Below are 25,456 nucleotides of genomic sequence, written 5' to 3'. Positions count from 1 at the left end.
TTCGCATCTTCGTTTCAGGGATTGCTAACGACGATATGTTCAATCTGAACCGAGCGGCGCCCGAGTAACATGACGTCATCGCGGGACCATGTCCTTCGTGCCATCTCCTCAAGCCAAGCCCGGATCCCGTGTCTTTATGCATGATATTCTTCACTTCATCTCTGCGTGTTCTCAGGCAGGAAGCGCCGACCGCGTTCGCTCCGAATTTGCCAAGCTCATTCGCGAATATGGTTTCGAGTATTTTCTCGTCAGCAGACGCATGACCGGGGAACTTGCCTCTGCCGGCCAGATTCTCGCAGAGCATCTTCCTGACGGCTGGCTGGAGGTATACAGAGCCAAGAAATACAATCTCGTTGATCCCGTCCGCAAGGTGATCGGCATGGTACACAAGCCGTTTCAGTGGAAAGAAGCGCTTGAGGGCCTGCCACGTGCGATGCATCGCAAAAGGGCAAGCGTGTTTTTTAACGATGCCGGGCGATACGGCCTGCAGGGCGGTTATGCCTTTCCCGTGCATGGCCGCGCGGGATTTATCGGTGCGGTCTTCATTGGGGGCCCAGATCGGCAATTGCCCTCCCTGCACGTCGAACTCCTCGATGCGGCCACCCGCGCCGTCTTCTGGCGGCTGCTCGATCTTTCCGGGCAGGCCCATGGCTTCAGCAACGCCCCTGACGTTTCCGCCCTCGAACTCACGCGACGCGAAATGGAGGTGCTGGCGCTGATGGCGGATGGCATGACCTCCACCGAAATCGGACGCCAGCTATCGATCTCAAACCACACGGTCGATTGGTACATCAACGGAATCCAGCGTCGTTTCAGCGCCAAGAACCGGCAGCACACCGTAGCGCTTGCTTTTCGCCACGGTCTGTTGAGCTAGCGCAAACAGGACAGTTCTCGCCGGAATTGCCCTTTCCAAGACTTGGTTTTGCTGCTTTATTCCGCAGTGCAGCAGAATTCTGTTTTGGCGTGTGGGGAGACCGTCTTGAAGATATCGAAAATACTTGTTGCCAACCGATCCGAAATTGCGATCCGCGTTTTCCGGGCAGCGAACGAGCTTGGGATCAAAACCGTTGCGATTTGGGCGGAAGAGGACAAGCTGTCTTTGCACCGCTTCAAGGCGGATGAATCCTATCAGGTCGGCAGGGGTCCGCATCTCGCCAAGGATATGGGGCCGATCGAGAGTTATCTTTCGATCGAGGAGGTTATCCGCGTGGCCAAGCTCTCCGGAGCGGATGCGATCCATCCCGGTTATGGTCTTCTGTCTGAAAGCCCTGAGTTCGTGGAGGCCTGCAACAAGGCCGGCATCACCTTCATCGGGCCGACACCGGACACGATGCGCCAGCTCGGCAACAAGGTCGCCGCCCGCAATCTGGCGATTTCGGTTGATGTCCCCGTTGTTCCTGCCACCAATCCTCTGCCTGACGATATCGCGGAAGTAGAGCGTATGGCCGAGGAAATCGGTTATCCCGTCATGCTGAAAGCCTCCTGGGGCGGCGGTGGCCGCGGCATGCGTGCTATTCGCAAAAGGGAAGATCTCGCCCGTGAGGTGACGGAAGCCAAGCGCGAGGCGAAGGCCGCCTTCGGCAAGGACGAGGTTTATCTGGAAAAGCTCGTCGAGCGCGCCCGCCATGTCGAGAGCCAGATTCTCGGCGATACGCATGGCAATGTCGTGCATCTGTTCGAGCGGGATTGTTCGATCCAGAGACGCAATCAAAAGGTCGTCGAGCGCGCGCCTGCACCGTATCTGTCAGAAGCGCAGCGCCAGGAACTGGCCGCCTATTCCCTGAAGATCGCAGCCGCGACCAACTACATCGGCGCCGGCACTGTCGAATATCTGATGGATGCCGATACCGGCAAATTCTACTTCATCGAGGTCAATCCGCGTATCCAGGTGGAGCATACCGTCACCGAAGTCGTGACCGGCATCGACATCGTCAAGGCGCAGATCCATATTCTCGAAGGAGCGGCCATCGGCACGGCGGAATCCGGCGTGCCCAAGCAGGAAGATATCCGCCTCAACGGCCATGCGCTGCAGTGCCGCATTACGACGGAAGACCCGGAACACAATTTCATTCCGGACTATGGCCGTATTACCGCCTATCGCTCGGCTTCCGGTTTCGGCATCCGTCTGGATGGCGGCACGTCCTATACCGGCGCCGTCATCACCCGCTATTACGATCCGCTGCTCGTCAAGGTCACGGCCTGGGCGCCGCAGCCGGATGAAGCGATCAGCCGCATGGATCGAGCGCTACGCGAATTCCGTATCCGCGGCGTTGCGACCAACCTGACCTTCCTCGAAGCCATCATCGGTCACGACAGTTTCCGCAACAACACCTATACGACGCGCTTCATCGATTCGACGCCGGAGCTGTTCGCGCAGGTCAAGCGTCAGGACCGCGCCACCAAGCTTCTGACCTATCTGGCCGATGTGACCGTCAACGGTCACCCGGAAACCAAGGGTCGTGCGAAGCCTGCGGACAAGGCGGCAAAGCCCATCGTGCCCTATATCGATGCGCCGACGCCTGACGGTACCAAGCAATTGCTGGACACGCTCGGCCCGAAGGGCTTTGCCGACTGGATGCGCAACGAAAAGCGCGTGCTGGTCACGGATACGACCATGCGCGACGGACACCAGTCGCTGCTGGCCACCCGCGTCCGTACCCATGATATCGCCCGCGTTGCCAGCGTTTATTCCAAGGCGCTGCCGCAGCTTCTGTCGCTGGAATGCTGGGGTGGTGCGACCTTCGACGTTTCCATGCGCTTCCTGACGGAAGACCCGTGGGAGCGCCTGTCGCTCATCCGCGAAGGTGCGCCGAACCTGCTGTTACAGATGCTTCTGCGTGGTGCCAACGGCGTCGGTTACAAGAACTATCCCGATAATGTCGTGAAGTATTTCGTCCGTCAGGCGGCAAGAGGCGGGGTCGATCTCTTCCGCGTCTTCGACTGCCTGAACTGGGTGGAGAACATGCGGGTGTCGATGGATGCGATTGCCGAGGAGAACAAGCTCTGCGAGGCAACCATCTGCTACACCGGCGATCTCCTGAATTCGGCACGTCCGAAATATGATCTCAAATATTATACCAACCTCGCTGTCGAGCTGGAAAAGGCCGGCGCCCATATCATCGCCGTCAAGGATATGGCGGGCCTGCTGAAACCGGCTGCCGCCAAGGTTCTGTTCAAGGCGTTGCGCGAGGCGACCGGTCTGCCGATCCACTTCCACACTCATGATACGTCGGGCATTTCCGCCGCGACCGTTCTTGCGGCCGTGGATGCTGGCGTCGACGCCGTCGATGCCGCGATGGATGCCTTCTCCGGCAATACGTCGCAGCCCTGCCTCGGCTCGATCGTGGAGGCACTCTCCGGATCGGAACGCGATACGGGTCTCGATACCGAATGGATTCGCCGCATTTCCTTCTATTGGGAAGCCGTGCGCAATCAATATGCAGCGTTCGAGAGCGACCTCAAAGGGCCTGCCTCGGAAGTCTATCTGCATGAAATGCCGGGTGGCCAGTTCACCAACCTCAAGGAACAGGCACGTTCGCTGGGTCTCGAAAGCCGCTGGCACGAGGTGGCGCAGGCCTATGCCGATGCCAACAGGATGTTCGGCGATATCGTCAAGGTGACGCCGTCCTCCAAGGTCGTCGGCGACATGGCGCTGATGATGGTGAGCCAGGACCTGACGGTGGCCGATGTCGAAAACCCTGACCGTGAAGTGTCCTTCCCGGACTCGGTGGTATCGATGCTGAAGGGCGATCTCGGTCAATCGCCGGGCGGCTGGCCGGAAGCGCTGCAGAAGAAGGCGCTGAAGGGTGAAAAGCCTTACACGGTTCGTCCGGGTTCGCTTCTGGAAGATGCCGATCTCGATGCCGAACGGAAGGTGATCGAGACCAAGCTGGAGCGCAAGGTCGATGACTTCGAGTTTGCCTCCTATCTGATGTATCCGAAGGTGTTCACCGATTTCGCGCTGACCGCGGAGACATACGGCCCGGTCTCCGTGCTGCCCACCCATGCCTATTTCTACGGCATGGAGGATGGTGAAGAGTTGTTTGCCGATATCGAACGCGGCAAGACGCTCGTCATCGTCAATCAGGCTTCGTCCGGCATTGACGATAAGGGCATGGTGACTGTGTTCTTCGAAATCAACGGCCAGCCACGCCGCATCAAGGTGCCGGATCGCGCCCATGGTGCCTCCGGCTCTGCGGTGCGCCGCAAGGCAGAACCCGGCAATGCGTCCCATATCGGCGCGCCGATGCCTGGTGTCATCAGCCGCGTCTTCATCAACCAGGGTCAGGAGGTCAAGGCCGGCGATGTGCTGCTCTCGATCGAGGCCATGAAGATGGAAACGGCGCTGCATGCCGAACGCGACGGCAAGATCGCTGAAGTTCTGGTGAAGCCCGGTGACCAGATCGATGCCAAGGACCTGCTGATCTCCTACGCCGAATAACGGCGTAGCTCATCAGCAATAGAGTTACAGATGCCCGCCTTCCCGGCGGGCGTTTTTTATTGCGCTCCGGCGGAAACTTGATTATGCATGTTTGTGCACGTTTATTCTTGTTTACGCATGAGTCCCGATGAGTGATCATTTTGTCAGTGAGCGGCAGGCGCTCATCCTAGCGCAGTTGCGGCAAAGTGGCCGTGTGCTGGCGCAGGATCTGGCCCAGAATTTCGGCGTTTCCGAAGACACGGTGCGCCGCGACCTGCGCGAGATGGCAGCGCGGGGGGAATGCCTTCGCGTTTATGGCGGAGCGCTGCTTTCCGACAGCACGACAGTACCGCTCAAAACCCGGATTACCGAGGATGCTGACCGCAAGGCCACGCTGGCGCGTGCCGTCGTTCCGCTCATTGAACCGGGCATGGTGGTTTTCATCGATGCCGGATCGACCAATCTTGCCATTGCACGAGCGATACCGGCCGGGCTCAATCTGACCGTGGTGACGAATACGCCCGCCATAGCCGCCGATCTGACGGGGCGTGCCGATATCGATCTGGTGCTGATTGGCGGCAAGGTCGATCCTGCCGTCGGTGCGGCGATCGATGCGATGGCGCTTCGGCAGCTTGAACTGATGCGGCCCGATCTGTGCGTGCTCGGTGTTTGCGGCGTTGCGGCCGAGACGGGCCTTTCGGCGGATGTCTTCGAGGATGCGGTGTTCAAGCGGCTTGCCTGTAGTGCCAGCCAGCGGGTCATCGCCGCCATCACCACGGAAAAGCTCGGCCATAAGGCTGCTTTCCACGTCCATGATTTTTCCCCACCGCTTTGCCTCGTGCTGGAACGGGATGCCGACCGTGCATTGGTCGAGTCGCTTTCGGCACAAGGCGTAGACGTTTATTGCGGCGAAGATGACGCTGCCCCGTTTTCTCATGGTCAAGTCTGAAGGATATTGCCGATGAATGGCCCCACGACATTTTCACCGACAGGCACTCGCTCATCCTATCTGACGCGGCACAGGCTTGGCGTTTCGCTGCTGTTTTTGATGAACGGCTTCATGATGGGGTCATGGGCACCGAAGATTCCGGAATTTGCCGCACGCCTGTCCCTCAGCGAAAGTGCGCTCGGCCTGATCATTCTGGTTTTCGGTATCGGTTCGCTGGTTTTCATGCCGATTGCCGGGTCGCAGATCGCCCGTTTCGGCTCGCGCACGGTGAGCCTTGTCACCGCCGCGATCTTCCTGCCGACGCTGCTTTTCATCTCTTGGGCCGGCACCGTCTGGGCAGGGGTGATTGCGGTTTTCCTGTTCGGCGGGCTGACGGGGGCGATGGATGTCGCCATGAATGCCAATGCCGTGGCGGTGGAGCGCGATATGCGCCGGGCGATCATGTCGTCCTGTCATGCTTTCTGGAGCCTCGGCGGCCTCATCGGGGCCGGTCTCGGCGGTTACCTCATCACTGCCATCGGCGTACAGGGTCACGCGATTGCACTCACCATCATCGCGCTCGTGCTTCTGGTCATTGCGTGGCCGCGGGTTCTGGCGGACCGTCCGCACCCTGAGGAGGAGCGCCCGAAAGGTGGCCTGCCACTGACACCGCTGCCCTGGATCATAGGTCTGATGGCGCTGTTCTCGATGATCCCGGAAGGGGCCATTCTCGACTGGGGTGCGCTTTATCTGCGCAATGAACTCGGTGCCTCGGTATCGCAGTCCGGTTTTGCCTTCGCAGCCTTTTCCATGACCATGGCGGCGATGCGGTTTGCCGGCGATCTGGTGCGTGACAAGTTCGGCGCGGTCAACACTCTGCGGTTCTGCTCGGCCATGTCGATCATCGGCCTCATCATTGCCGGTGTTGCGGGCAATTCCACCATCGCCATCATCGGTTTCGCGATTGCCGGCATCGGCATTTCCAATATGGTGCCAATTGCCTTTTCGGCCGCAGGCAATATGCCGGGGCTGGCACCGGGAATCGGCCTTTCGGTCGTTACCACCATGGGTTACTCCGGTATCTTGGTGGCACCGTCCGCCATCGGCTTCATTGCCGAACATACCGGCCTTGCCAGTGTCTTCATGGCGCTGCCTCTGCTGCATGTGGTGGTTTTGCTGCTTTCGCGGCTCGCTCGCCATGCGGATGGTGCGGGCAAGGAATAGGCGTCTCGAATTTTGCCATGATTGCGGTAAAGTAGAAGCTCCAGCGCGTTGGGTGTTGACAAGCAAGCCCCCTTGTTTCACCTCAATTGCAAGACCTTGCCGCAAGCTCCAGAGACCGCCATGAATTCACCTGCCGATTACGACCCGAAGCCCCGCCGCGCATCCGTCGCTGTCGACGTAGGCGGCGTTATCGTGGGAGGCGGTGCACCCGTCGTGGTGCAGTCGATGACCAATACCGATACGGCTGACATCGACGCCACCGTCCGCCAAGTGGCGGCACTTTTCCAGGCCGGTTCGGAAATGGTGCGCATTACCGTCGACCGAGACGAAAGTGCGGCCGCCGTGCCGAAAATCCGCGAGCGGCTGCTACGACTTGGCATGGACGTGCCGCTGATCGGTGATTTTCACTATATCGGCCACAAGCTTCTGGCCGATCATCCGGCCTGTGCAGAGGCGTTGGCCAAATATCGCATCAATCCCGGCAATGTCGGTTTCAAGGACAAGAAGGACAAGCAGTTCGGCGAAATCGTCGAAATGGCGATCCGTTATGACAAGCCCGTCCGCATCGGCGTCAACTGGGGGTCGCTCGATCAGGAACTGCTGACGACGCTGATGGACAGAAACAAGGAGCAGGGTTTTCCGCTCTCCGCCCGTCAGGTGACGCGGGAAGCCATCGTTCAGTCGGCACTGATTTCCGCCGAGCTTGCCGAAGAGATCGGCCTGCCGCGCAACCGCATCATCCTGTCGGCCAAGGTCAGTCAGGTGCAGGACCTGATCGCCGTTTATTCGATGCTGTCGGAACGATCCAACCACGCCCTGCATTTGGGCTTGACCGAGGCGGGCATGGGTTCGAAGGGCATCGTCGCTTCGTCAGCTGCCATGGGTTACGTGCTGCAGCATGGCATTGGCGATACGATCCGCGTATCTTTGACGCCTGAGCCGAATGGCGACCGCACCCGCGAGGTGCAGGTGGCGCAGGAACTGCTGCAGGTCATGGGCTTTCGGCAATTCATTCCTGTTGTTGCGGCATGTCCCGGCTGCGGGCGCACCACGTCCACGGTATTTCAGGAACTGGCGCAGAACATCCAGAACGACATTCGCAAGAACATGCCGATCTGGCGTGAGAAATATCCAGGGGTCGAGGCGCTCAACGTCGCCGTCATGGGCTGCATCGTCAACGGCCCCGGTGAAAGCAAACATGCCGATATCGGCATTTCACTGCCCGGAACCGGCGAAAGCCCGGCTGCACCTGTTTTCATCGATGGCGAAAAGGCTCTCACCCTGCGTGGTCCCAACATCGCCGCCGATTTTGAAGCGCTTGTGATCGATTACATCGAAAAGCGTTTTGGCCAGAAAGATGCGGCGGAGTAATGCGTAAGTTGCAACGGCCTGAATTTCACTGTCATACCTCCTGAACCTCTCGGAGCATCCAGAAAAATGATCAAAAAAATCGCGATCGTCGCCCTTTGCGGCACCTATCTTTCCGCCTGCACCACCACTGATCCCTATACGGGCGAGCAGAAGATGTCGAACACGGCCGGCGGTGCCGGCATCGGCGCTGTCGTTGGTGCTCTCGGTGGTTTGGCTGTCGGCGGCTCGCCGGTTGGTCGCCGCAACGCCGCGCTGATCGGTGCGGGCATCGGTGCTCTCGCTGGCGGCGCCATCGGCAACTACATGGACGGGCAGGAAGCCGAGCTTCGCGCCCAGCTTCAGGGAACCGGCGTTTCGGTGACCCGCCGCGGTGACAGCATCGTCCTCAACATGCCATCCAACATCACCTTTGCCACGGATCAGGACCAGGTCATTCCGCCGTTCTACCAGACGCTCGATTCTGTCGCCATCGTACTGAACAAGTTCAACCGTACGCTGATCGACATCAACGGCCACACCGATTCCACCGGCAGCCTGCAGCATAACCAGGCGCTCTCCGAGCGTCGTGCTGCCTCTGTCGCCAATTATCTCGGTGCACGCGGCGTCGACCAGCGCCGTATTTCGACGCTCGGCTTCGGCCCGTCTCAGCCGATTGCTTCGAATGCCACGTCGGATGGTCGTGCGCAGAACCGCCGCGTCGAAGTGCTGATTTCGCCGCTCAAGGGCTGATTGGATGATGAAAAGCTGAGAGGTCAGCTTTTCCGTTCGGCGATGAATCTTGCGGCCGCGATGAGAATCGCGGCCTTTTCGCCGTAGGGGGCAAGGAGTTCGCTGGCTTCCGCCACCTGCTCCTGAAGCTTTTCGCGTGCCCATGTTTCACCGCGTAAGGCCACCAGCGTGCCCTTGCCGCGTGCGGCATCCTTGCCGGTCGCCTTGCCCATAGTGGCGGCATCGGCGGTCAGATCCAGAAGATCGTCGGCAAGCTGGAAGGAAAGGCCAATCTTTTCGCCGAAGAGGCGCAGTCGCTGCCTTTCGACTTCATCGCTGCCAGCAATGATCGCGCCTGCCTCGCAGGCGAAACGCAGCAAGGCGCCGGTTTTCATAGCCTGCAATGTAATGATGCCGCCCTCATCAGGCGTTTTCTTTTCGGCGGCGAGATCAAGGGCCTGCCCGCCAGCCATGCCACCAATACCGGCGGCACGGGCGAGGGAGAGAACGAGGGCGGCCTTGCGCTCGGCCGCCAGCGGATTGTCATCCGAGGCGATGATGTCGAAAGCAAGCGTCAGCAGGCTGTCACCGGCGAGGATGGCGGTTGCCTCGTCAAATTTGCGGTGCACGGTCGGCTGGCCACGGCGCAGGTCGTCGTCGTCCATGGCTGGCAGATCGTCATGGACAAGCGAATAACAATGGAGGCATTCGAGTGCTGCGCCGACATAGAGGCCGGCTTCGGCATCTCCGCCCAGAAGGGCGACACTTTCGATAACGAGAAAAGGCCGCAGGCGTTTGCCGCCGTTCAGCACGCCATGGCGCATGGCCTCTAGCAGGTTTTGCGGGCGTGTGATCTCGTCCGCGCGTGCTTCGCCGGAAAGCAGGTGGCCAAGCAGCGCTTCGGTTTTCGCCGCGTTTTCGCGCAGCCGCGTTTCGAAATTCGTCATCTGAGCGTCCATGCGCGCTCTTTGGCATGCCGGGCGAATGCAGGCAAACCTTTTCGTGATTCCTGGGTCGCAACGGTGTGACCGGACTCGCCTTGAAGACGGCAATGGACTATGAAAGGCTTCAATTGGCGTGGGCGCGGGGACGGATATTGAGCAGTACGCCTGAAAGCGACGCAGAATACGCCGTGCTGGCGGAAGACCGGAGCAGTCCGAAGGTGGATTTTCGCACGTTGGCAAAGCGCATCATCATGACCTTGCTGGCTTTGCTGATCCTGCCCTATTTGCTGATCCCGGTTTATGCGTTGCCGTTCATCCGGCCTGTTTCAACGCTGATGCTTGCCGATCTCGTGACGCTCCAGGGTTATGACAGGCGCTGGGTGCCGCTTGAGGATATTTCGCCGCGCCTCGTGCAATCCGTGATGATGTCCGAGGATGGGCAATTCTGTTTTCACGGCGGTGTGGACTGGAACCAGATGCAGTCTGTGGTCAGCAATGCGCTGGATGGGGCCTCCACCCGCGGTGCCAGCACCATTCCGATGCAGACGGCCAAGAACCTGTTTTTATGGAACGGACGCTCATTCCTGCGCAAGGGACTGGAATTGCCGCTGGCAATCGCGGCTGATTTCGTCTGGTCGAAAAAGCGGATGATGGAGATCTATCTCAACGTCGCCGAATGGGGGCCGGGCATCTACGGTATCGAGGCGGCAGCCCAGCATCATTTCAAGATACCGGCTGCCAAGCTCAGCTCGCGTCAGGCGGCGTTGCTGGCCGTCTCCCTGCCCAATCCGATTGACCGGGTTGCGAGCAAACCCGGGCGCGGCCTGCAGCGGCTGGCCGGCCTTATCGAGCGTCGGGCCCGCGCCTCGGGCGGCTATGTCGGCTGCGTGCTGGACTGATCCTGCGTGCTTGACTGATCTCTGCCATCTGCCTCAGCCCTTCCTGAAAATATAATCCGTTTCCTGACGCAGCGTTTCGCCCGGCCGCAGGATGGCGTGCGGAAAATCCGGGTGATTGACGGCATCGGGCCAAATCTGCGTTTCAAGGCAGAAACCGGCGAAGGGGCCATAGTGGCGGCCATCGAGGCCCGGAACGGGAACGTCGAGCTTGAAGGCTGAATAGAACTGCACACCGGGCTCTGTCGTGTGGACTTCAAGGGCAATATCGGAGGCAGGTGAATAGGCGCGGGCGACCTTGCGCTTGGCGCGACGCTCGGGCGAAAGGCAGAAATTGTGGTCGTAGAGAACCTGTTCGCCATTCTCCTTGCGCCGCATCGGCGTCGGGTGGCGCAGGTCGAAGACGGTGCCTTCGACGGAGCGGATTTCGCCGGTCGGTATCTGCTGTTCGTTGGTCGGCAGGTAAAAGTCAGCGGCGATGCTGATCTCATGGCCAAGTGCGGTATCCGCGCCGTCGAGGTTGAAATAGGAGTGCTGGCACACATTGGCGATGGTCGGCTGGTCGGTCACCGTTTCATAAACAACCGAAAGCACGCCGCCATCGCGGATCGTATAGGTAGCAGTGACCGTGCAATTGCCGGGATAACCGGCGCGTCCATCGGGGTCGATAATCTGCAGGACGGCGTGGCTTTCGCCATGCTCCATCAGCATCCAGTTGCGCTTGCCCATGCCGTCGCTGCCGCCGTGCAGATGGGTCACGCCCTTTTCGTTCAGTTCTAGCTGGTATTCATGGCCGTCGATCGCGAACCTGCCGTTGCCGATACGGTTGGCATTGCGGCCGGGCGTGGCGCCGAAATAGGAGGAGTATTTGTAATCCTCGAATTTGTCGAAGCCAAGCACCAGCGGGGCCTGGTGGCCGTCAAGCCGCAGATCCTGGATAACAGCGCCCCAGGTGATGACTTTCGCCGTCAAACCGTCTTTCGAGATGGTGACGCGTTCGACCTTTTCGCCGGTCGCCGTGAAACCGAAATCTTCTCGTGCCGCACCGTCGCTCATCTTGTCATTCTCCCTGGTATCGCGAATTGCCGGGCGGACGTTGCGTCATTTTCCAGCAATTCGCAATCCTGTAGTTTACGCGGCCAGTTTCCCGATGGCTTGGGGGTCATAAGGCGTCGTCTGGTATATCTCGTTGATCCAGTTTCCGAAAAACAGATGGGCGTGGCTGCGCCAGCGGTTCAGCGGGGCAAGCTCCGGATCATTGTGCGGAAAATAATCATGAGGCAGCTTGATGGGGACACCGGAGTTCACATCACGGAAATATTCATCCGCAAGCGAAGTGGAATCATATTCAACGTGGTTAAACATATAGAGCCGATTTCCGGCTTTCTCATGCGCCAGGCACACGCCCATCTCGTCGGACTCCATCAGGATTTCCAGCTCGGGGTGTTTTTCGATATCGGCGCGGCGCACTTCCGTCCAACGCGACACCGGAACCTGAAAATCGTCTGAAAAACCGTTAAGGTAAATCGATGAGGGGCTAAGGTTGCGGTGGCGATAAACCCCGAAAGCCTTTTCCTTCAACTCGTATTTCCGCACCCCGTGGAAATGGTAGATGGCGGCCATTGCGCCCCAGCAGACATTCAGGGTCGAATGGACGTTGGTCTGCGTCCATTCGAAAATCTGCTGCATCTCGTTCCAGTAGGTCACGTCTTCATAATCTAGCAGTTCGATCGGTGCGCCGGTGATGATGAAGCCGTCGAACTTGCGGTGACGGACCTCTTCCCAGGTCTGGTAGAAGGAGAGGAGATGTTCTTCCGGCGTATTCTTGGCGCGGTGACCGCCGATGCGGATGAGCGACAATTCCACCTGCAGCGGCGAGGCGCCAACAAGACGTGCCATCTGGATTTCCGTCTTGATCTTGTTCGGCATGAGGTTCAGAAGCCCGATCTGGAGCGGGCGAATATCCTGCCGGATGGCCGCCGTTTCGGTCATGACCCGCACACCCTCATGAACGAGGGTCTCAAAGGCGGGAAGGGTATCGGGAATCTTGATTGGCATGTCGAACTCTCTTTTCGGATGACGTAAAGAACGTTGCGAAAACAAAAAAACCGGCAGCGAAATCGCGGCCGGTCCCAGGAAATTGCCCTTTTCCTCGACCCTTTAGCGACTTCTTTAAAGTGGCTGCAAGCCGGTCGGCAAATCACCACTGAGGCGTTTCATAATCCCGAAGCCGGCGAAAATCAATATAGGCTGATTTCATCGGGGTTTCGGCTTTCCATTTTCGGCCGAGGTGCGGTAAGGCAAGGCATGAACAAAGAGCGCTTCACCATTCTGCTTGGCGGCGATGTCGCGGTGACCGATCGTCTGAAACGGGCGGTCGTCAATAGCCGTGTGATTGCGGCCGATGGCGGCATGCGCCACGCCACGCCGCTCGGTCTCACGCCCGAACTGTGGGTCGGGGATTTCGATTCCGCCAGCCAAGAGCTGCTCGATGCCTGGCCGGATGTGACGCGGCAACCCTATCCGGCGGCAAAGGCCGTGACGGATGGTGAGATCGCGGTGTCCGAGGCACTGTCGCGTGGCGCGCATTCGCTGTTGCTGGTGGGAGCGCTCGGCGGCGCGCGAAGCGATCATGCGCTTCAGCACCTTCTTTATGCCGTGGCGCTGGCGGAGCGTGGTTTCGAGGTGACGCTGACCTCGGGTGAAGAAGAGGCGAGGCCGCTGCTTGCCGGTTCGCTCTCCATTGATCTTCCGGCTGGATCGCTGTTCTCGGTTGCCGGCTTCACCACCCTTGAAGGGCTCGATATCGGCAATGTCCGCTATCCACTTAACGATTTCGCGCTTGCTTTCGGTTCCTCCCGCACTATTTCCAATGTCGCGAATGGCGGCCCTGTGCATTTCTCGCTGAAAAGCGGCAAAGCCATCGTGCTCGCCCGCCCCTATGACCTGACCGGAGCCTGACGCCTTGGCACCCCCAATTCTGAAACTCGACGATATCAAGCTGACCTTCGGCGTGACCCCGTTGCTCGACGGCGCCAACCTCCAGGTGGAGCCCGGTGACCGCATCTGCCTTGTGGGGCGCAATGGCTCGGGCAAATCCACGCTGATGAAGATCGCCGCCGGCCTGGTCGAGGCACAGTCGGGCGAGGTTTTCCGGCACCCCGCGGCCACCATTCGTTATCTGGAACAGGCACCGGATTTTGCCGGTTACGCCACCGTTCAGGCCTATGCGGAATCGGGGCTCGGGCCGGGCGACGATCCCTATCGCGTGACCTATCTTCTCGAGCATCTGGGTCTTACCGGGCAGGAAAATCCGGAAAGCCTGTCAGGCGGTGAAGCGCGCCGTGTGGCGCTTGCCCGCGTGATGGCGCCGGAACCCGATATTCTGATGCTGGACGAGCCGACCAACCATCTGGACCTACCCACGATCGAATGGCTGGAAGGCGAGTTGCAGCAGACGCGCAGTGCGCTGGTGCTGATCTCGCACGACCGGCGCTTTTTGGAGAAGGTCTCGACCTCCACGGTGTGGCTCGATCGCGGTCAATCACGCCGTCTCAATCGCGGCTTTGCCCATTTCGAGGAATGGCGCGACAAGGTGCTGGAAGAGGAAGAACTGGAACAGCACAAGCTCGGCAAGGCCATCGAGCGTGAAGAGCACTGGATGCGCTACGGCGTGACCGCAAGGCGCAAGCGCAACATGCGCCGCGTTGGCGAGCTTCAGGCCATGCGTGCGGACTATCGCGGCCACAAGGGGCCGCAGGGTTCCGTGCAGGCGACCGTCACGGAAGGGCGGGAATCCGGCAAGCTGGTCATCGAGGCCGACGCCATCACCAAGGCTTATGGCGAGCGCGTGATCGTGGCGCCGTTCTCGCTCAGGGTTCATCGTGGAGATTGCATCGGCCTCGTCGGGCCGAACGGTGCGGGCAAGACGACGCTTCTGAAGATGCTGACGGGCGAGCTTGAGCCCGATAGTGGCACGGTGAAGCTTGGCACCAATCTGGAGATCGCCACGCTCGACCAGAAGCGCGAGGATCTCAATCCCAACGAAACGCTCGCGCATTATCTGACCGACGGCCGTGGTGATAATCTTCTCGTCAATGGCGAGGTGAAGCATGTGACGGGTTACATGAAGGACTTCCTGTTCCAGCCGGAGCAGGCGCGCACGCCCATCCGCAATCTCTCCGGCGGGGAGCGCGCCCGTCTTATCCTGGCGCGCATTCTGGCCCGGCCGACCAATCTTCTGATCCTCGACGAACCGACAAACGATCTCGATATTGAAACGCTCGATCTGTTGCAGGAGATCGTTGCCGGTTTTTCCGGCACGGTCATTCTCGTCAGCCACGACCGTGATTTTCTCGACCGCACCGTCACCTCCACCATCGCACCCGCCAATCCCGATCAGCCGGATGGGCGCTGGATCGAATATGCGGGCGGCTATTCGGACATGATGGCACAGCGCAAGGGTGCGGCGGACGAAAAACGCAAGGCCGAAAGGCAGGAAAAGGCCAAGGCCGTATCCTCAGCCTCGCCGTCGCAGGAGCCAGCGAAGGCCAAGGGCAAACTTTCCTTCAAGCAGAAATTCGCTCTCGAAAACCTCCCGAAGGAAATGGAAAAGACCCAGGAAGAGATCGCAAAACGCGAACAGCGCATGGCTGACCCGCAACTCTTTGCCAAGGATCAGGTCACTTTCAACAAGCTGGCGCAGGAAATGGAAAAGCTGCGCGAAAAGTTGGAAACCATGGAAGAGGAATGGCTGGAACTGGAGATGCTGCGCGAGGAACTTGAGAGCTGAAGCCAGGCACTCTCCGTTCGAGCAGTCCTTCGTCGGCCTTTGACAGGCAAGCGGAATTACCGTTCTATGACCCCGCTCGTTTGGAGGAGATCTGAAAATGCGCATGATTTTTGTCAATCTGCCGGTCAAGAATATCGAGGTGTCGAAAAGCTTCTTCACGGCCCTCGGTTTCAGTTTCAATCCGGAATATTCCGACGACCGCACGCTCTGCATGATCGTGGAGGAGAACATTTTCGTGATGCTTCTTCAGGAGGAACGGTTTCGGGATTTCATTAATGGCGATATCGCCGATGCCAAACAGAGCACCGAGGTTCTGACCTGCCTTTCCGCTGGAAGCCGGGAGGAGATCGACGGGATGATCGCAACCGCGCTTGCCTCCGGCGGTAGCAGCTGGAAGCCGGTTCAGGACCATGGCTTTATGTATGCCGGCAGCTTTCAGGATCCCGACGGTCACGTCTGGGAGCTGGTGCATATGACGGGACAGGGCTGATCTCGCCCATCTTGCCAATCACCGACGACGGGACTAAACCGTCATCTTGATCTAACGGGGTGTCTTCTGTGCTTTGTGCAGAAGGCTGAGAGGCTTGCCAACCCGAAGAACCTGATCCGGTTCATACCGGCGGAGGGATTAGACGGCTTAAAGGCAAGCGGCTATTCCTTCTCGTTTTTTGAGGAGATACCCGTGCGCCGTCGTCTTTTCCTGAATTCCGTCATTGCCGCCTCGCTGTTTCTGCCCGGTTTAGCCGCGGCGCAGGACAAGCCGGAACTGACCGTCTACACCTATGAAAGCTTCGTTTCCGAATGGGGCCCCGGCCCCAAGGTGAAGGAAGCCTTCGAGAAGGTTTGCGGCTGCACGGTCAATTTTGTCGGTGTCGCGGATGGCGTGGCGCTGCTCAATCGTCTGAAACTTGAAGGCGCAGGATCCAAGGCGGATGTGGTCGTTGGTCTCGATACCAATCTTGTCGCGGAAGCCAAACAGACCGGCCTTTTTGACGCCAGCGGCATCGATGTATCGGCTGCCAAGGTGCCGGGCGGTTACAAGGACGATGTTTTCGTACCCTATGATTATGGGCATTTCGCTGTGATCTATGACACGCAGGCGGTGAAAAACCCGCCGGCGAGCCTTAAAGAACTGGTGGAAGGCGACTCCGCGCAGAAGATCGCCATTCAGGACCCGCGTACCTCCACGCCTGGGCTTGGCCTGCTTTTGTGGGTAAAGTCGGTTTATGGCGACAAGGCGCCGGAGGCTTGGGCAAAGCTCAGGAAGCGCATTCTCACCGTCACGCCCGGCTGGTCGGAATCCTATGGCCTGTTCACCAAGGGAGAGGTGCCGATGGTGCTCTCCTACACCACCTCGCCCGCCTATCACATGGTCGCCGAAAAGTCGGACCGTTATCAGGCTGCGGCCTTTTCGGAAGGGCATTACATCCAGATCGAAGTGTCCGGCCTTCTCAAAAATGCGCCGCACAAGGAGCTGGCAAAGCAGTTTCTCGCTTTCACACTGACATCAGGTTTTCAGGATGCCATTCCCGAAAACAACTGGATGATGCCGGTTGCGGCAACGTCGGCGCCCTTGCCCGAGGCATTTTCCAAACTCGTCGTGCCGCAGAAGACCTTTCTGATGGATCCCGAAGAGGTGGCGAAGAACCGCAAGGCCTGGATCGACGAATGGCTTTCGGCCATGAGCATGAACTGAGGAAGAGGCACGCCCGCGCATGATGCTGCGTCGCGATTATCGGCGGTCGATCATTTTTGGGACGGCGGCTTTTGCCGCCGTTTTCCTGTTCATGGCGCTCGCGGTTTTCGCGCTATTGTCCTTTGATGCCGGCGCATCCGCCGCCGGTGTCATGGATGCCTATACGCTGCGCATCCTGCGCTTCACGCTGTACCAGGCGACGTTGTCCACCCTTTTGTCCATCGTTCTTGGCCTGCCCGTCGCTCTGGCGCTCGCCCGGCGGAAAGAGTTTCCCGGAAGGATTTGGATCATCCGGCTGATGGCGGTGCCGATGGGGCTGCCGGTGATCGTCGGCGCTTTCGGCATCATCACCATCTGGGGCAGGCAGGGCGTGCTGAATAGCGCGCTTGTTTTTGCCGGGGCGGATGAGCCTTTCAGCATTTACGGCCTTTCCGGCATTCTCATCGCTCACGTCTTCTTCAATCTGCCGCTTTGTGTGCGGCTGATGCTGGCGGGGCTGGAGCGTATTCCGGGGGAATATTGGCGCATGGCGGCAAGTCTCGGCATGGGGCCGGTTTCGGTTTTCCGTTTCATCGAATGGCCGGCGGTCTCGCGGCTCATTCCCGGCATTGCCGGGCTAGTTTTCATGCTGTGCGCCACCAGTTTCACGCTCGTGCTTCTTCTCGGCGGCGGGCCGGCGGCGACAACGCTGGAGGTGGCGATCTATCAGGCGCTGCGATTCGATTTCGATCCGCAGCGGGCGATTGCGCTTTCGGTTCTGCAGATCGTCCTCACCGCAGTCCTGCTCGGACTCCTTGCCTTTTTGCCATTGCCGGAAGCGGAAATCTCCTCGCTTGGTCGCAACATCCGCCGTTTCGACGGCAGAACTACAGGCGCGCGGCTGTGGGACGGTGCGGCAATCGTTTTTGCCGTCTTCCTGGTCGGGCTGCCGCTTGTCGCCATAGCTGTTTCGGGGCTGCAGGCCGATCTGTCGCGTCTGCTCATCGCGCCGATCTTCCTGCGTGCCGCGACGACCAGTCTTTTAATCGCCATGCTGTCGGCAATTCTCGTCGTCCTCTGCTGCATGGCGATCATCGGCGCACGCCAGGCCATCGGCTCCAGACGCCAGGTGGCGTGGCCTCTCGGCCTGCTTTCTGCCCTGCTTGGGGCGGGGTCGTCGCTGGTGCTGCTTGTTCCGCCCGTCGTGCTGGGAAGCGGATGGTTCCTGCTGTTGCGGGTGTTTGGTGATGTCAGTTTTTATGCGCCCGTTCTCGTGGCGCTCATCAATATGCTGATGGCCCTGCCGCTTGCCATGCGGGTGATGGAGCCGGCCTTCACCAGCCATTTTCTGCGCACTGGTCGCCTTTCCGCCAGTCTCGGGCTTCAGGGCTATTCGCGGCTGCGGTTTGCCGATCTGCCGGTTCTGTGGCGGCCCGTGCTGATGGCACTTTCTTTTGCCATGGCGCTATCGCTCGGCGATCTCGGGGCAGTTGCACTGTTCGGATCGGAAAATTTCGTGACCTTGCCCTGGCTGGTCTACAGCAATATGGGCAGCTATCGCACCAACGATGCGGCCGGTTATGCCTTCCTCCTCGGTGTCGTTTGCCTGCTGCTTGCGGCAGGCGGTACTTCACGGCAATCCCCATCAGCAAGGGCTGGTATATGACAGGCGATGATTTTGCCGTTGCGCTGGACAAGATCAGGCTGCGGCTCGGAACGCAGGACTTCGATCTCGGTTGCACCTTTCCGCAAGGTCAGGTGACTGCGGTTGTGGGTGCCTCCGGTTCGGGAAAATCGACGCTCCTCAATCTCGTTGCCGGTTTCGAGGTGCCAGATTTTGGCCGTGTGGTTATCCACGGACAGGACATGGCGGCATCGGACCCTTCGGAAAGGCCGGTTTCATCGATCTTTCAGGACAATAATCTTTTCGCCCATCTCGATATTTTCACCAATGTCGCTCTCGGAGTCAGCCCCGGCCTGAAATTGCGGGCGGAAGACCGGCAGAGGATCGAGGTGGCGCTGGCGCGCGTCGGTCTTGCGGGTTTCGACAAGCGCCTGCCGGGCACGCTTTCCGGCGGCGAAAGACAAAGGGCGGCGCTGGCGCGTGCGCTGGTGCGGCAAAAACCGGTCATGCTGCTCGATGAGCCCTTCGCCGCGCTTGATCCGGGACTGCGGGCGGGCATGACGGCTTTGCTTCTCGACTTGCACGCCGAAACAAAAAATACGGTGATTATTGTCACGCATCACCCCGACGACATAAAAAAGCTGGCGCAACGGGTGGTTTTTCTTGATCGCGGCCGCGTTGTCTATGCAGGCTCGACCGCAGATTTCTTCGCCACACAAAATGTGAAGGCGGTAGACAGTTTTCTGAATGGCTGATCGCCTTATTTTCGACGCGTGCCGCTGGCAATCGCTTTAGATAACTTCAATGGCGCTAATTTGCACTTGCCAGTTTCAAGTTGTTGCCCGAGAAAAGATGGGAATTATTGCGTTCTTCAGGAATATTCCGGACTTGATGGATCGTTTTTACCGTTTTGGCATTCATCGCCCGTTGGGGCGAATCTGTTATTCTGGTCTGCAATTAACGGATGATCAGGAACGTTAAGGGGCAGGCATAGAGAATGAAAAATAGCATGACTGCACAGCGGAGGCTTTTCTCCGGTTCAGGCCTTCGCCGTTCCGGCCGGCTTGCTGCGGCGTGGTCCGCGCTGACGGCGTCTGCCGTGCTGCTGTCATCGTGCCAGTCCCTGTTCAGCCCGGCCTACCAGTCCACATTGCGTCCCTCTGACAATCCGCAGACCGTGGAGCAGGTACAGAAGAACGATCCGCGTGCCCAGATGGGTGCGCGCGAACATCCGCGCATCGTGGCAAGTTATGGCGGCGAATATCGCGACGCCAAGACGGAGCGGCTGGTCGCCCGTATTGCCGGCGCGCTGACGGCTGTCTCGGAAAATCCGCAGCAATCCTATCGGATTACCATTCTCAATTCGCCCGCCATCAACGCTTTCGCCTTGCCCGGTGGATATCTTTACGTGACGCGCGGGCTTCTGGCGCTCGCCAATGACGCCTCGGAAGTGGCGGCCGTGCTGTCGCACGAGATGGGCCATGTGACCGCAAACCACGGCATCGAACGCCAGCGCCGCGAAGAGGCGGAGGTGATTGCCAGCCGCGTGGTTGCGGAAGTTCTGTCGAGCGATCTTGCGGGCAAGCAGGCGCTGGCCCGCGGCAAGCTGCGGCTTGCGGCCTTCTCCCGTCAGCAGGAATTGCAGGCGGACGTCATCGGCGTTCGCATGCTGGGCGAGGCCGGTTACGACCCCTATGCATCGCCACGCTTTCTGGATTCCATGGCGGCCTATGCACGGTTCTCCTCGGCCGATCCCGAAAACGACCAGAGCCTCGACTTCCTTTCCAGCCACCCCAACACGCCGCAGCGCATTGAGCTTGCGCGTCGTCACGCCCGTGCCTTCGGACAGGAAGGGCAGGTCGGGGACCGGGGCCGCGACTGGTTTCTGGATGGCATAGACGGCCTGCTTTACGGGGACAGCCCACAAGAGGGTTATGTCCGCGGCCAGACATTCCTGCATGGAACGCTGGGTATCCGTTTCGACGTGCCGGAAGGGTTCGTCATCGACAACAAGGTGGAGGCCGTTCTGGCGACTGGCCCGGGCGACATGGCCATCCGTTTCGATGGCGTGGCCGATCCGAAACAGACGAGCCTTGCCAATTACCTCACCAGCGGCTGGGTTGCCGGCCTGTTGCCGGAAACCGTCAAGGAAACGCAGATCAACGGTCTGGAGGCTGCGACAGCCCGCGCCAGCGCCGATAAATGGGATTTCGATGTGACCGTCATTCGTGTCGGTCAACAGATTTTCCGTTTCCTGACAGCGGTGCCGAAGGGCAATACCCAGCTCGATTCCATCGCCAATGTGCTGCGCACCAGCTTCCGTAAGATGACGCCGCAGGAGATTGCCTCGTTGAAGCCGCTCAGAGTACGCGTAGTGACTGTGAAGCCCGGTGAAACTGTGGCGACAATGGCGGCGCGGATGATGGGAACGGAGCGGAAGCTCGACATGTTCCGCATGATTAACGCAATGAGCGCCACGGCCACGCTTCAGCCCGGCCAGCGGGTCAAGATCATTTCGGAATAGAGCCAAAGAAAAACCCCGGATCGCTCCGGGGTTTTTTGTTGTCTGGCATCTTTTAGAATTATTGCCACTCGCGCACGTCGACGAAATGACCGGCGATTGCCGCAGCTGCAGCCATGGCCGGCGAGACGAGGTGGGTGCGGCTCTTATAGCCCTGACGGCCCTCGAAGTTGCGGTTCGAGGTGGAGGCACAGCGTTCGCCGGGCTTCAGGCGATCGTCATTCATGGCAAGGCACATGGAGCAGCCCGGTTCGCGCCATTCGAAACCAGCGTCGAGGAAAATCTTGTCCAGACCTTCCTTTTCCGCCTGTTCCTTGACGAGTCCGGAGCCGGGTACGATCATGGCCGAGACGGTGGAAGCCACCTTGCGGCCATCGACGATCTTTGCCGCCGCCCGCAGATCCTCGATGCGGCCATTGGTGCAGGAGCCGATGAAGACACGGTCGATGGCGATATCGGTGATGCGCGTACCGGGTTTCAGGCCCATATAGTCAAGCGCGCGCCACTTGGAGGTGCGCTTGTTTTCTTCCTCGATATCATCGGGATTGGGAACGATGCCTTCAACGGAGGTCACATCCTCCGGGGACGAACCCCAGGAGACAATTGGCGGCAGGTTGGCTGCATCGAGGATGACAACCTTGTCATAATGGGCGCCCTCATCGGATTTCAGCGTCTTCCAATATGCGATGGCCTGTTCCAGCGTCTCACCCTTCGGCGCACGCGGTTTGTCCTTGATGTAATCGAAAGTCGTTTCATCGGGTGCGATCAGACCGGCGCGGGCGCCGCCCTCGATGGTCATGTTGCAGACCGTCATGCGCCCTTCCATGGAGAGCGAGCGGATCGCCTCGCCAGCAAATTCGATCACATGGCCGGTGCCGCCGGCCGTGCCGATCTCGCCGATAATGGCAAGGATGATGTCCTTGGCGGTCACGCCTTCCGGAAGCTTGCCATCGACACGCACCAGCATGTTCTTGGCCTTTTTCTGGATCAGCGTCTGGGTGGCCAGAACATGCTCCACTTCCGACGTGCCGATACCGTGCGCCAGAGCGCCGAAAGCGCCGTGGGTGGAGGTGTGGCTATCGCCGCAGACGATCGTCATGCCGGGCAGGGTGAAGCCCTGCTCGGGGCCGACGATGTGGACGATGCCCTGGCGCTTGTCGCGCTCGGAATAATATTCGACACCGAACTCCTTGGCGTTCTGCGCAAGCGCTTCCACCTGAATGCGGCTTTCCTCGTTCTTGATGCCTTCCAGCCGGTCGGCTGTGGTCGGAACGTTATGGTCGACCACGGCGAGCGTGCGGGTCGGCGAATGCACGGGTCGGCCGGCAATGCGCAAACCTTCGAAGGCTTGCGGGCTCGTCACCTCATGCACGAGGTGACGGTCGATGTAGAGAAGACAGGTGCCGTCCGGGTCACGATTGACGACGTGGTCGTCCCAGATCTTGTCATATAAGGTGCGGGGTGCGCTCATGGCTCTATGCCTTGTCATGGAAAAGGGTAATCAGGGTTCAGAAAGGTGGTGGACAGCGGGTGCTGTCAGGCGAGCCTAAGTCGGCTGTTGAGCGCCCCGGAAATGCGCGCAAAGAACCGTGCCGGCAGACGCTTGTGGTCCTGCAGCACGTAAACATTCTGAGCGAGACATCCGAATTTAGATCCCATGGCAACTTTCATAGCAGATCGATGGTTTTACGGCAATATGAATGCTTGGGAGACGCGCCGAAGGATGGAATAGTTTCGTTCATATGCGCTGCACCACGGTTGGATCGCCTGCGCTGCAACGCTTTGCGATCGATATGGTGCGACGCAACTTGCCTATTTTGCGGCGCACATATAGATGGGTTCCCTTATCATTTGCATTCGACGAGAAATCGAAGGGAGGAAAGCACATGGTATCCGAAAAGGCCCTCATATCGAAGATCACCTGGCGGCTGATGCCGTTTCTTGGCCTTCTCTACCTCATCGCTTATATTGACCGCCAGAATGTCAGCTATGCCAAGCTGCAGATGGTCGATGCGCTGAGCCTGAGCGAATATGCCTACGGTCTTGGCGCTTCGCTGTTTTTCATCGGTTATTTCCTCTTCGAAGTGCCGAGCAACCTGTTCCTCAACCGTTTCGGCGCCAGCAAATGGTTTGCCCGCATTCTGGTTTCCTGGGGCGCCGTCACCATCGCGCTTGCCTATACGCAGAACGCCACGATGTTTTACATCCTGCGTTTCCTGCTCGGGCTTTGCGAAGCGGGCTTCTTCCCCGGCGTGCTGTTCCTCATGACGCTCTGGTTTCCGCGTGATTATCGCGGACGCATGATCGGGCTCTTCATGATCTTCAGCGCGCTCGCCAACGCGGTCGGTGCGCCGCTCGGCGGCATGCTGCTCGATCTCGATGGTTTCCTCGGTTATGCCGGATGGGAATGGGTCTTCCTGGCGACCGGCATACCTGCCGTCATCGCCGGCATCGTCACCTTCTTTTATCTGGATGACACGCCTGATAAGGCGAAGTTCCTCACCCAGGATGAGAAGGACTGGCTGAAGAACCGGCTGGCCGAAGAAAACAAGGGCATGGAAGAACATGCGGAAGACGGTTTCAAGGCTCTGGTCAACCCGCGCGTTCTGTTCATGGCGCTGTGCTATGTCGGATTTCCGCTGGCTGCTTATGGGCTTAGCTACTGGCTTCCGACGATCGTGAAGAGTTTTGGTGTTTCCAACACCACCAACGGCTTCATCAATATCATCCCCTGGATTATCGTCGCCATCGCCCTGTTCGTCGTGCCTTCCGCGGCCGACAAGGCGAAGAACAAGACGCCCTATATTGTTGGTCCGGCTTTCGTTGGCGCTTTCTGCCTGCTGATGTCGGCATTACTCAGCGATCCGGTGTTGCAGTTCGCCTTCCTTTGTGTCGCTGCCGCAGGTATCTTCGCCGGCCAGCCGGTGTTCTGGAGCCTGCCCGGCCGTTTCCTCAAGGGAGCGGGTGCGGCTGCGGGTATCGCCGCGATCAATTCCGTCGGCAATCTCGGTGGCTTCGTGGCGCAGAATGTCGTGCCGTGGATCAAGGATCAAACCGGCAGCACCATCGCGCCGATGTTCTTCCTTGCTTTTTGCCTCGCGCTTGCAGGGGTGCTGGTCATCATCGCAACGCGAAAAATGGGCAATCAGCTCAAGGCTGCCTGACTTTGGAAGATTGCGACAGCTGACGCGATTGCTCACAGTTGCACATATAAAAAATTGTGGCCCGGAGGTTTCCGGGCCACATTCATTTTAAGCGGCAATAGATGAGGTTCTCTTTGAGAGAATTATGCGGTGAACCAATCGTTACCGGTGAGGTGAACATTGGAAAGAATGATCTTCTCGCCCTTGTGGTCGCCAGAAACGTTGTAGCTGAGGATGGTGTCGTTGTCTTCGAACCTCACTGCCCAACTATCGATGGTCGTATTTACCAGCTTGAGCTTGTCCACGGCGGCGTTGAAACCATCGATCGTGTCAGTGACAATGCTCTTGGCCATATCACCGAGATTGAATACAAAGGTATCGGCGCCACCGCTTGCGATGATGTGATCGATTCCCTTGCCGCCGGTCACTAGCGACGAAGCCAAGTTCACACCGCTCAGGTCGATGGTGTCGTTACCTGCACCCGCGTCGATCTTGACGGACGTGAAGCTTCCGTCTGTGACGCCGGCACCGCCGTTAACGACATTGGTTCCGGCAGCGATACCGCCGGCACCAGCTTCGTTAAATGCAGTGCCAGCCTTCACGACAATCGTATCGTTACCGGCACCCGTATCGATGTTGAAGGCATTTACCCAGTTCTTGTCGTTGGAAACGACCGAAACGGTGACGGTGTCATTGCCTGCACCCGTCGAGATGTTGCCACGCTTGGCATTGGAAACGTCTACGTTGGACGAACCGGTGCCGCCGAGATGAACGTCGACCTGAACGAAATCCTTGAAGATAAGGTTTTCAGAGGTGTCTGACTGGGCAAGAGCGTTCTTTACCGAGTTCCATGCCGAAGACACGTCGAACTTAAAGGCGTTTGCGGACGCGTCGTAGCCAACATCAACCGTACCGCCAGCACCCGTGCCGGGAACCGACACGGAACCGACGTTGACACTGCCGGTTTCCATCGAGGAGCCATTCTTAACCTGGGCGGTCGATTCCGTGAGGAGCTTATAAGCTTCCTGATCAATGAGGCTTGTAAGCGAGGAAACCGAAGCGGCGCCGCCATTACCAAACGTTACTTTTAACGCCATTTTAAACTCCTATAAATTTTTGAGAAATCGATGAATTGAAATTAAGTTTCTGTTAATTGTTGCGGGTAACATTTAATACATAAAAAACCATAATACAATATAAGAAAACGGTA

Annotated in this window: 20 protein-coding genes and 2 riboswitches; of the genes, 15 read left to right on the top strand and 5 right to left on the bottom strand. The window is 58.9% G+C overall.

Features of this window, described 5'->3' with window-relative positions; genetic code table 11:
• Window positions 1-136: 136 nt before the first annotated feature.
• The 6 genes from GSF67_RS12830 (at window position 137) to GSF67_RS12805 (ending at window position 8,672) form a co-directional block, all read left to right on the top strand.
• Complete coding sequence (locus tag GSF67_RS12830) at window positions 137-874, top strand: LuxR family transcriptional regulator (protein WP_006310905.1); 738 nt, start codon at window positions 137-139, stop codon at window positions 872-874.
• A 105-nt stretch (window positions 875-979) separates the two neighbouring features.
• Window positions 980-4,441, top strand: coding sequence for a pyruvate carboxylase (pyc, locus tag GSF67_RS12825; RefSeq protein WP_006310904.1), 3,462 nt, complete (start codon window positions 980-982; stop codon window positions 4,439-4,441).
• A 127-nt stretch (window positions 4,442-4,568) separates the two neighbouring features.
• A complete protein-coding gene (locus tag GSF67_RS12820) occupies window positions 4,569-5,369 on the top strand; it encodes a DeoR/GlpR family DNA-binding transcription regulator (RefSeq protein WP_006310903.1) in 801 nt (266 codons plus the stop codon).
• A 12-nt stretch (window positions 5,370-5,381) separates the two neighbouring features.
• A complete protein-coding gene (locus GSF67_RS12815) occupies window positions 5,382-6,572 on the top strand; it encodes an MFS transporter (protein ID WP_006310902.1) in 1,191 nt (396 codons plus the stop codon).
• Window positions 6,573-6,692: 120 nt separating this feature from the next.
• On the top strand, window positions 6,693-7,943 hold the full coding sequence (ispG, locus tag GSF67_RS12810; RefSeq protein WP_010972519.1) for a flavodoxin-dependent (E)-4-hydroxy-3-methylbut-2-enyl-diphosphate synthase: 1,251 nt from the start codon (window positions 6,693-6,695) through the stop codon (window positions 7,941-7,943).
• A 66-nt stretch (window positions 7,944-8,009) separates the two neighbouring features.
• The gene (locus GSF67_RS12805) at window positions 8,010-8,672 is read left to right on the top strand and encodes an OmpA family protein (RefSeq protein ID WP_006310900.1); all 663 of its coding nucleotides are present in this window, start codon (window positions 8,010-8,012) and stop codon (window positions 8,670-8,672) included.
• Between the two features lie 23 nt (window positions 8,673-8,695).
• Here GSF67_RS12805 and GSF67_RS12800 read toward each other — a convergent pair whose 3' ends face one another.
• A complete protein-coding gene (locus tag GSF67_RS12800) occupies window positions 8,696-9,610 on the bottom strand; it encodes a polyprenyl synthetase family protein (RefSeq protein WP_006310899.1) in 915 nt (304 codons plus the stop codon).
• A 236-nt stretch (window positions 9,611-9,846) separates the two neighbouring features.
• Here GSF67_RS12800 and mtgA point away from each other — a divergent pair, with 236 nt between their 5' ends.
• Entirely contained in the window at window positions 9,847-10,494 is a 648-nt protein-coding gene (gene mtgA, locus GSF67_RS12795; protein WP_370363052.1) for a monofunctional biosynthetic peptidoglycan transglycosylase, read from the top strand.
• A 33-nt stretch (window positions 10,495-10,527) separates the two neighbouring features.
• On the opposite strand, the gene GSF67_RS12790 is transcribed toward mtgA, so the two are convergent.
• Together GSF67_RS12790 and metA are read right to left on the bottom strand one after the other, a co-directional pair.
• A complete protein-coding gene (locus tag GSF67_RS12790; RefSeq protein ID WP_006310896.1) occupies window positions 10,528-11,547 on the bottom strand; it encodes an aldose epimerase family protein in 1,020 nt (339 codons plus the stop codon).
• A gap of 75 nt (window positions 11,548-11,622) precedes the next feature.
• Window positions 11,623-12,549 (bottom strand): homoserine O-succinyltransferase, encoded by a 927-nt coding sequence (gene metA, locus GSF67_RS12785; RefSeq protein ID WP_006310895.1) that lies wholly within the window; start codon window positions 12,547-12,549, stop codon window positions 11,623-11,625.
• 82 nt (window positions 12,550-12,631) lie between these two features.
• Window positions 12,632-12,708, bottom strand: a riboswitch (SAM riboswitch).
• A gap of 90 nt (window positions 12,709-12,798) precedes the next feature.
• Here metA and GSF67_RS12780 point away from each other — a divergent pair.
• The 7 genes from GSF67_RS12780 (at window position 12,799) to GSF67_RS12750 (ending at window position 21,106) form a co-directional block, all read left to right on the top strand.
• Window positions 12,799-13,452, top strand: a complete 654-nt coding sequence (locus GSF67_RS12780; protein ID WP_035214709.1) for a thiamine diphosphokinase — start codon at window positions 12,799-12,801, stop codon at window positions 13,450-13,452.
• 4 nt (window positions 13,453-13,456) lie between these two features.
• Window positions 13,457-15,283, top strand: a complete 1,827-nt coding sequence (locus tag GSF67_RS12775; RefSeq protein ID WP_006310893.1) for an ABC-F family ATP-binding cassette domain-containing protein — start codon at window positions 13,457-13,459, stop codon at window positions 15,281-15,283.
• 97 nt (window positions 15,284-15,380) lie between these two features.
• Entirely contained in the window at window positions 15,381-15,773 is a 393-nt protein-coding gene (locus GSF67_RS12770; protein WP_006310892.1) for a VOC family protein, read from the top strand.
• Window positions 15,774-15,818: 45 nt separating this feature from the next.
• A riboswitch (TPP riboswitch) is annotated at window positions 15,819-15,928 on the top strand.
• A gap of 37 nt (window positions 15,929-15,965) precedes the next feature.
• Window positions 15,966-16,979, top strand: coding sequence for a thiamine ABC transporter substrate binding subunit (gene thiB / locus GSF67_RS12765; protein ID WP_035214708.1), 1,014 nt, complete (start codon window positions 15,966-15,968; stop codon window positions 16,977-16,979).
• A gap of 19 nt (window positions 16,980-16,998) precedes the next feature.
• Window positions 16,999-18,624, top strand: coding sequence for a thiamine/thiamine pyrophosphate ABC transporter permease ThiP (gene thiP, locus GSF67_RS12760; RefSeq protein ID WP_006310890.1), 1,626 nt, complete (start codon window positions 16,999-17,001; stop codon window positions 18,622-18,624).
• The gene (locus GSF67_RS12755; protein WP_006310889.1) at window positions 18,621-19,337 is read left to right on the top strand and encodes a thiamine ABC transporter ATP-binding protein; all 717 of its coding nucleotides are present in this window, start codon (window positions 18,621-18,623) and stop codon (window positions 19,335-19,337) included. Before thiP ends, GSF67_RS12755 begins: the two co-directional genes overlap by 4 nt.
• Before the next feature lie 254 nt (window positions 19,338-19,591).
• Window positions 19,592-21,106 (top strand): M48 family metalloprotease, encoded by a 1,515-nt coding sequence (locus tag GSF67_RS12750; RefSeq protein ID WP_006310888.1) that lies wholly within the window; start codon window positions 19,592-19,594, stop codon window positions 21,104-21,106.
• Between the two features lie 58 nt (window positions 21,107-21,164).
• On the opposite strand, the gene leuC is transcribed toward GSF67_RS12750, so the two are convergent.
• Complete coding sequence (gene leuC / locus GSF67_RS12745; RefSeq protein WP_006310887.1) at window positions 21,165-22,574, bottom strand: 3-isopropylmalate dehydratase large subunit; 1,410 nt, start codon at window positions 22,572-22,574, stop codon at window positions 21,165-21,167.
• Between the two features lie 415 nt (window positions 22,575-22,989).
• Here leuC and GSF67_RS12740 point away from each other — a divergent pair, with 415 nt between their 5' ends.
• Complete coding sequence (locus GSF67_RS12740; protein ID WP_006310884.1) at window positions 22,990-24,267, top strand: MFS transporter; 1,278 nt, start codon at window positions 22,990-22,992, stop codon at window positions 24,265-24,267.
• Between the two features lie 122 nt (window positions 24,268-24,389).
• On the opposite strand, the gene GSF67_RS12735 is transcribed toward GSF67_RS12740, so the two are convergent.
• Window positions 24,390-25,343, bottom strand: coding sequence for a M10 family metallopeptidase C-terminal domain-containing protein (locus GSF67_RS12735; protein ID WP_006310883.1), 954 nt, complete (start codon window positions 25,341-25,343; stop codon window positions 24,390-24,392).
• Window positions 25,344-25,456 lie beyond the last annotated feature (113 nt).

Source organism: Agrobacterium sp. CGMCC 11546 (assembly GCF_013365515.1).
GTDB lineage: Bacteria > Pseudomonadota > Alphaproteobacteria > Rhizobiales > Rhizobiaceae > Agrobacterium > Agrobacterium fabrum.
The sequence above is the reverse complement of the archived record's forward strand: the minus strand, read 5'-3'. Positions and strand labels throughout refer to the sequence as shown.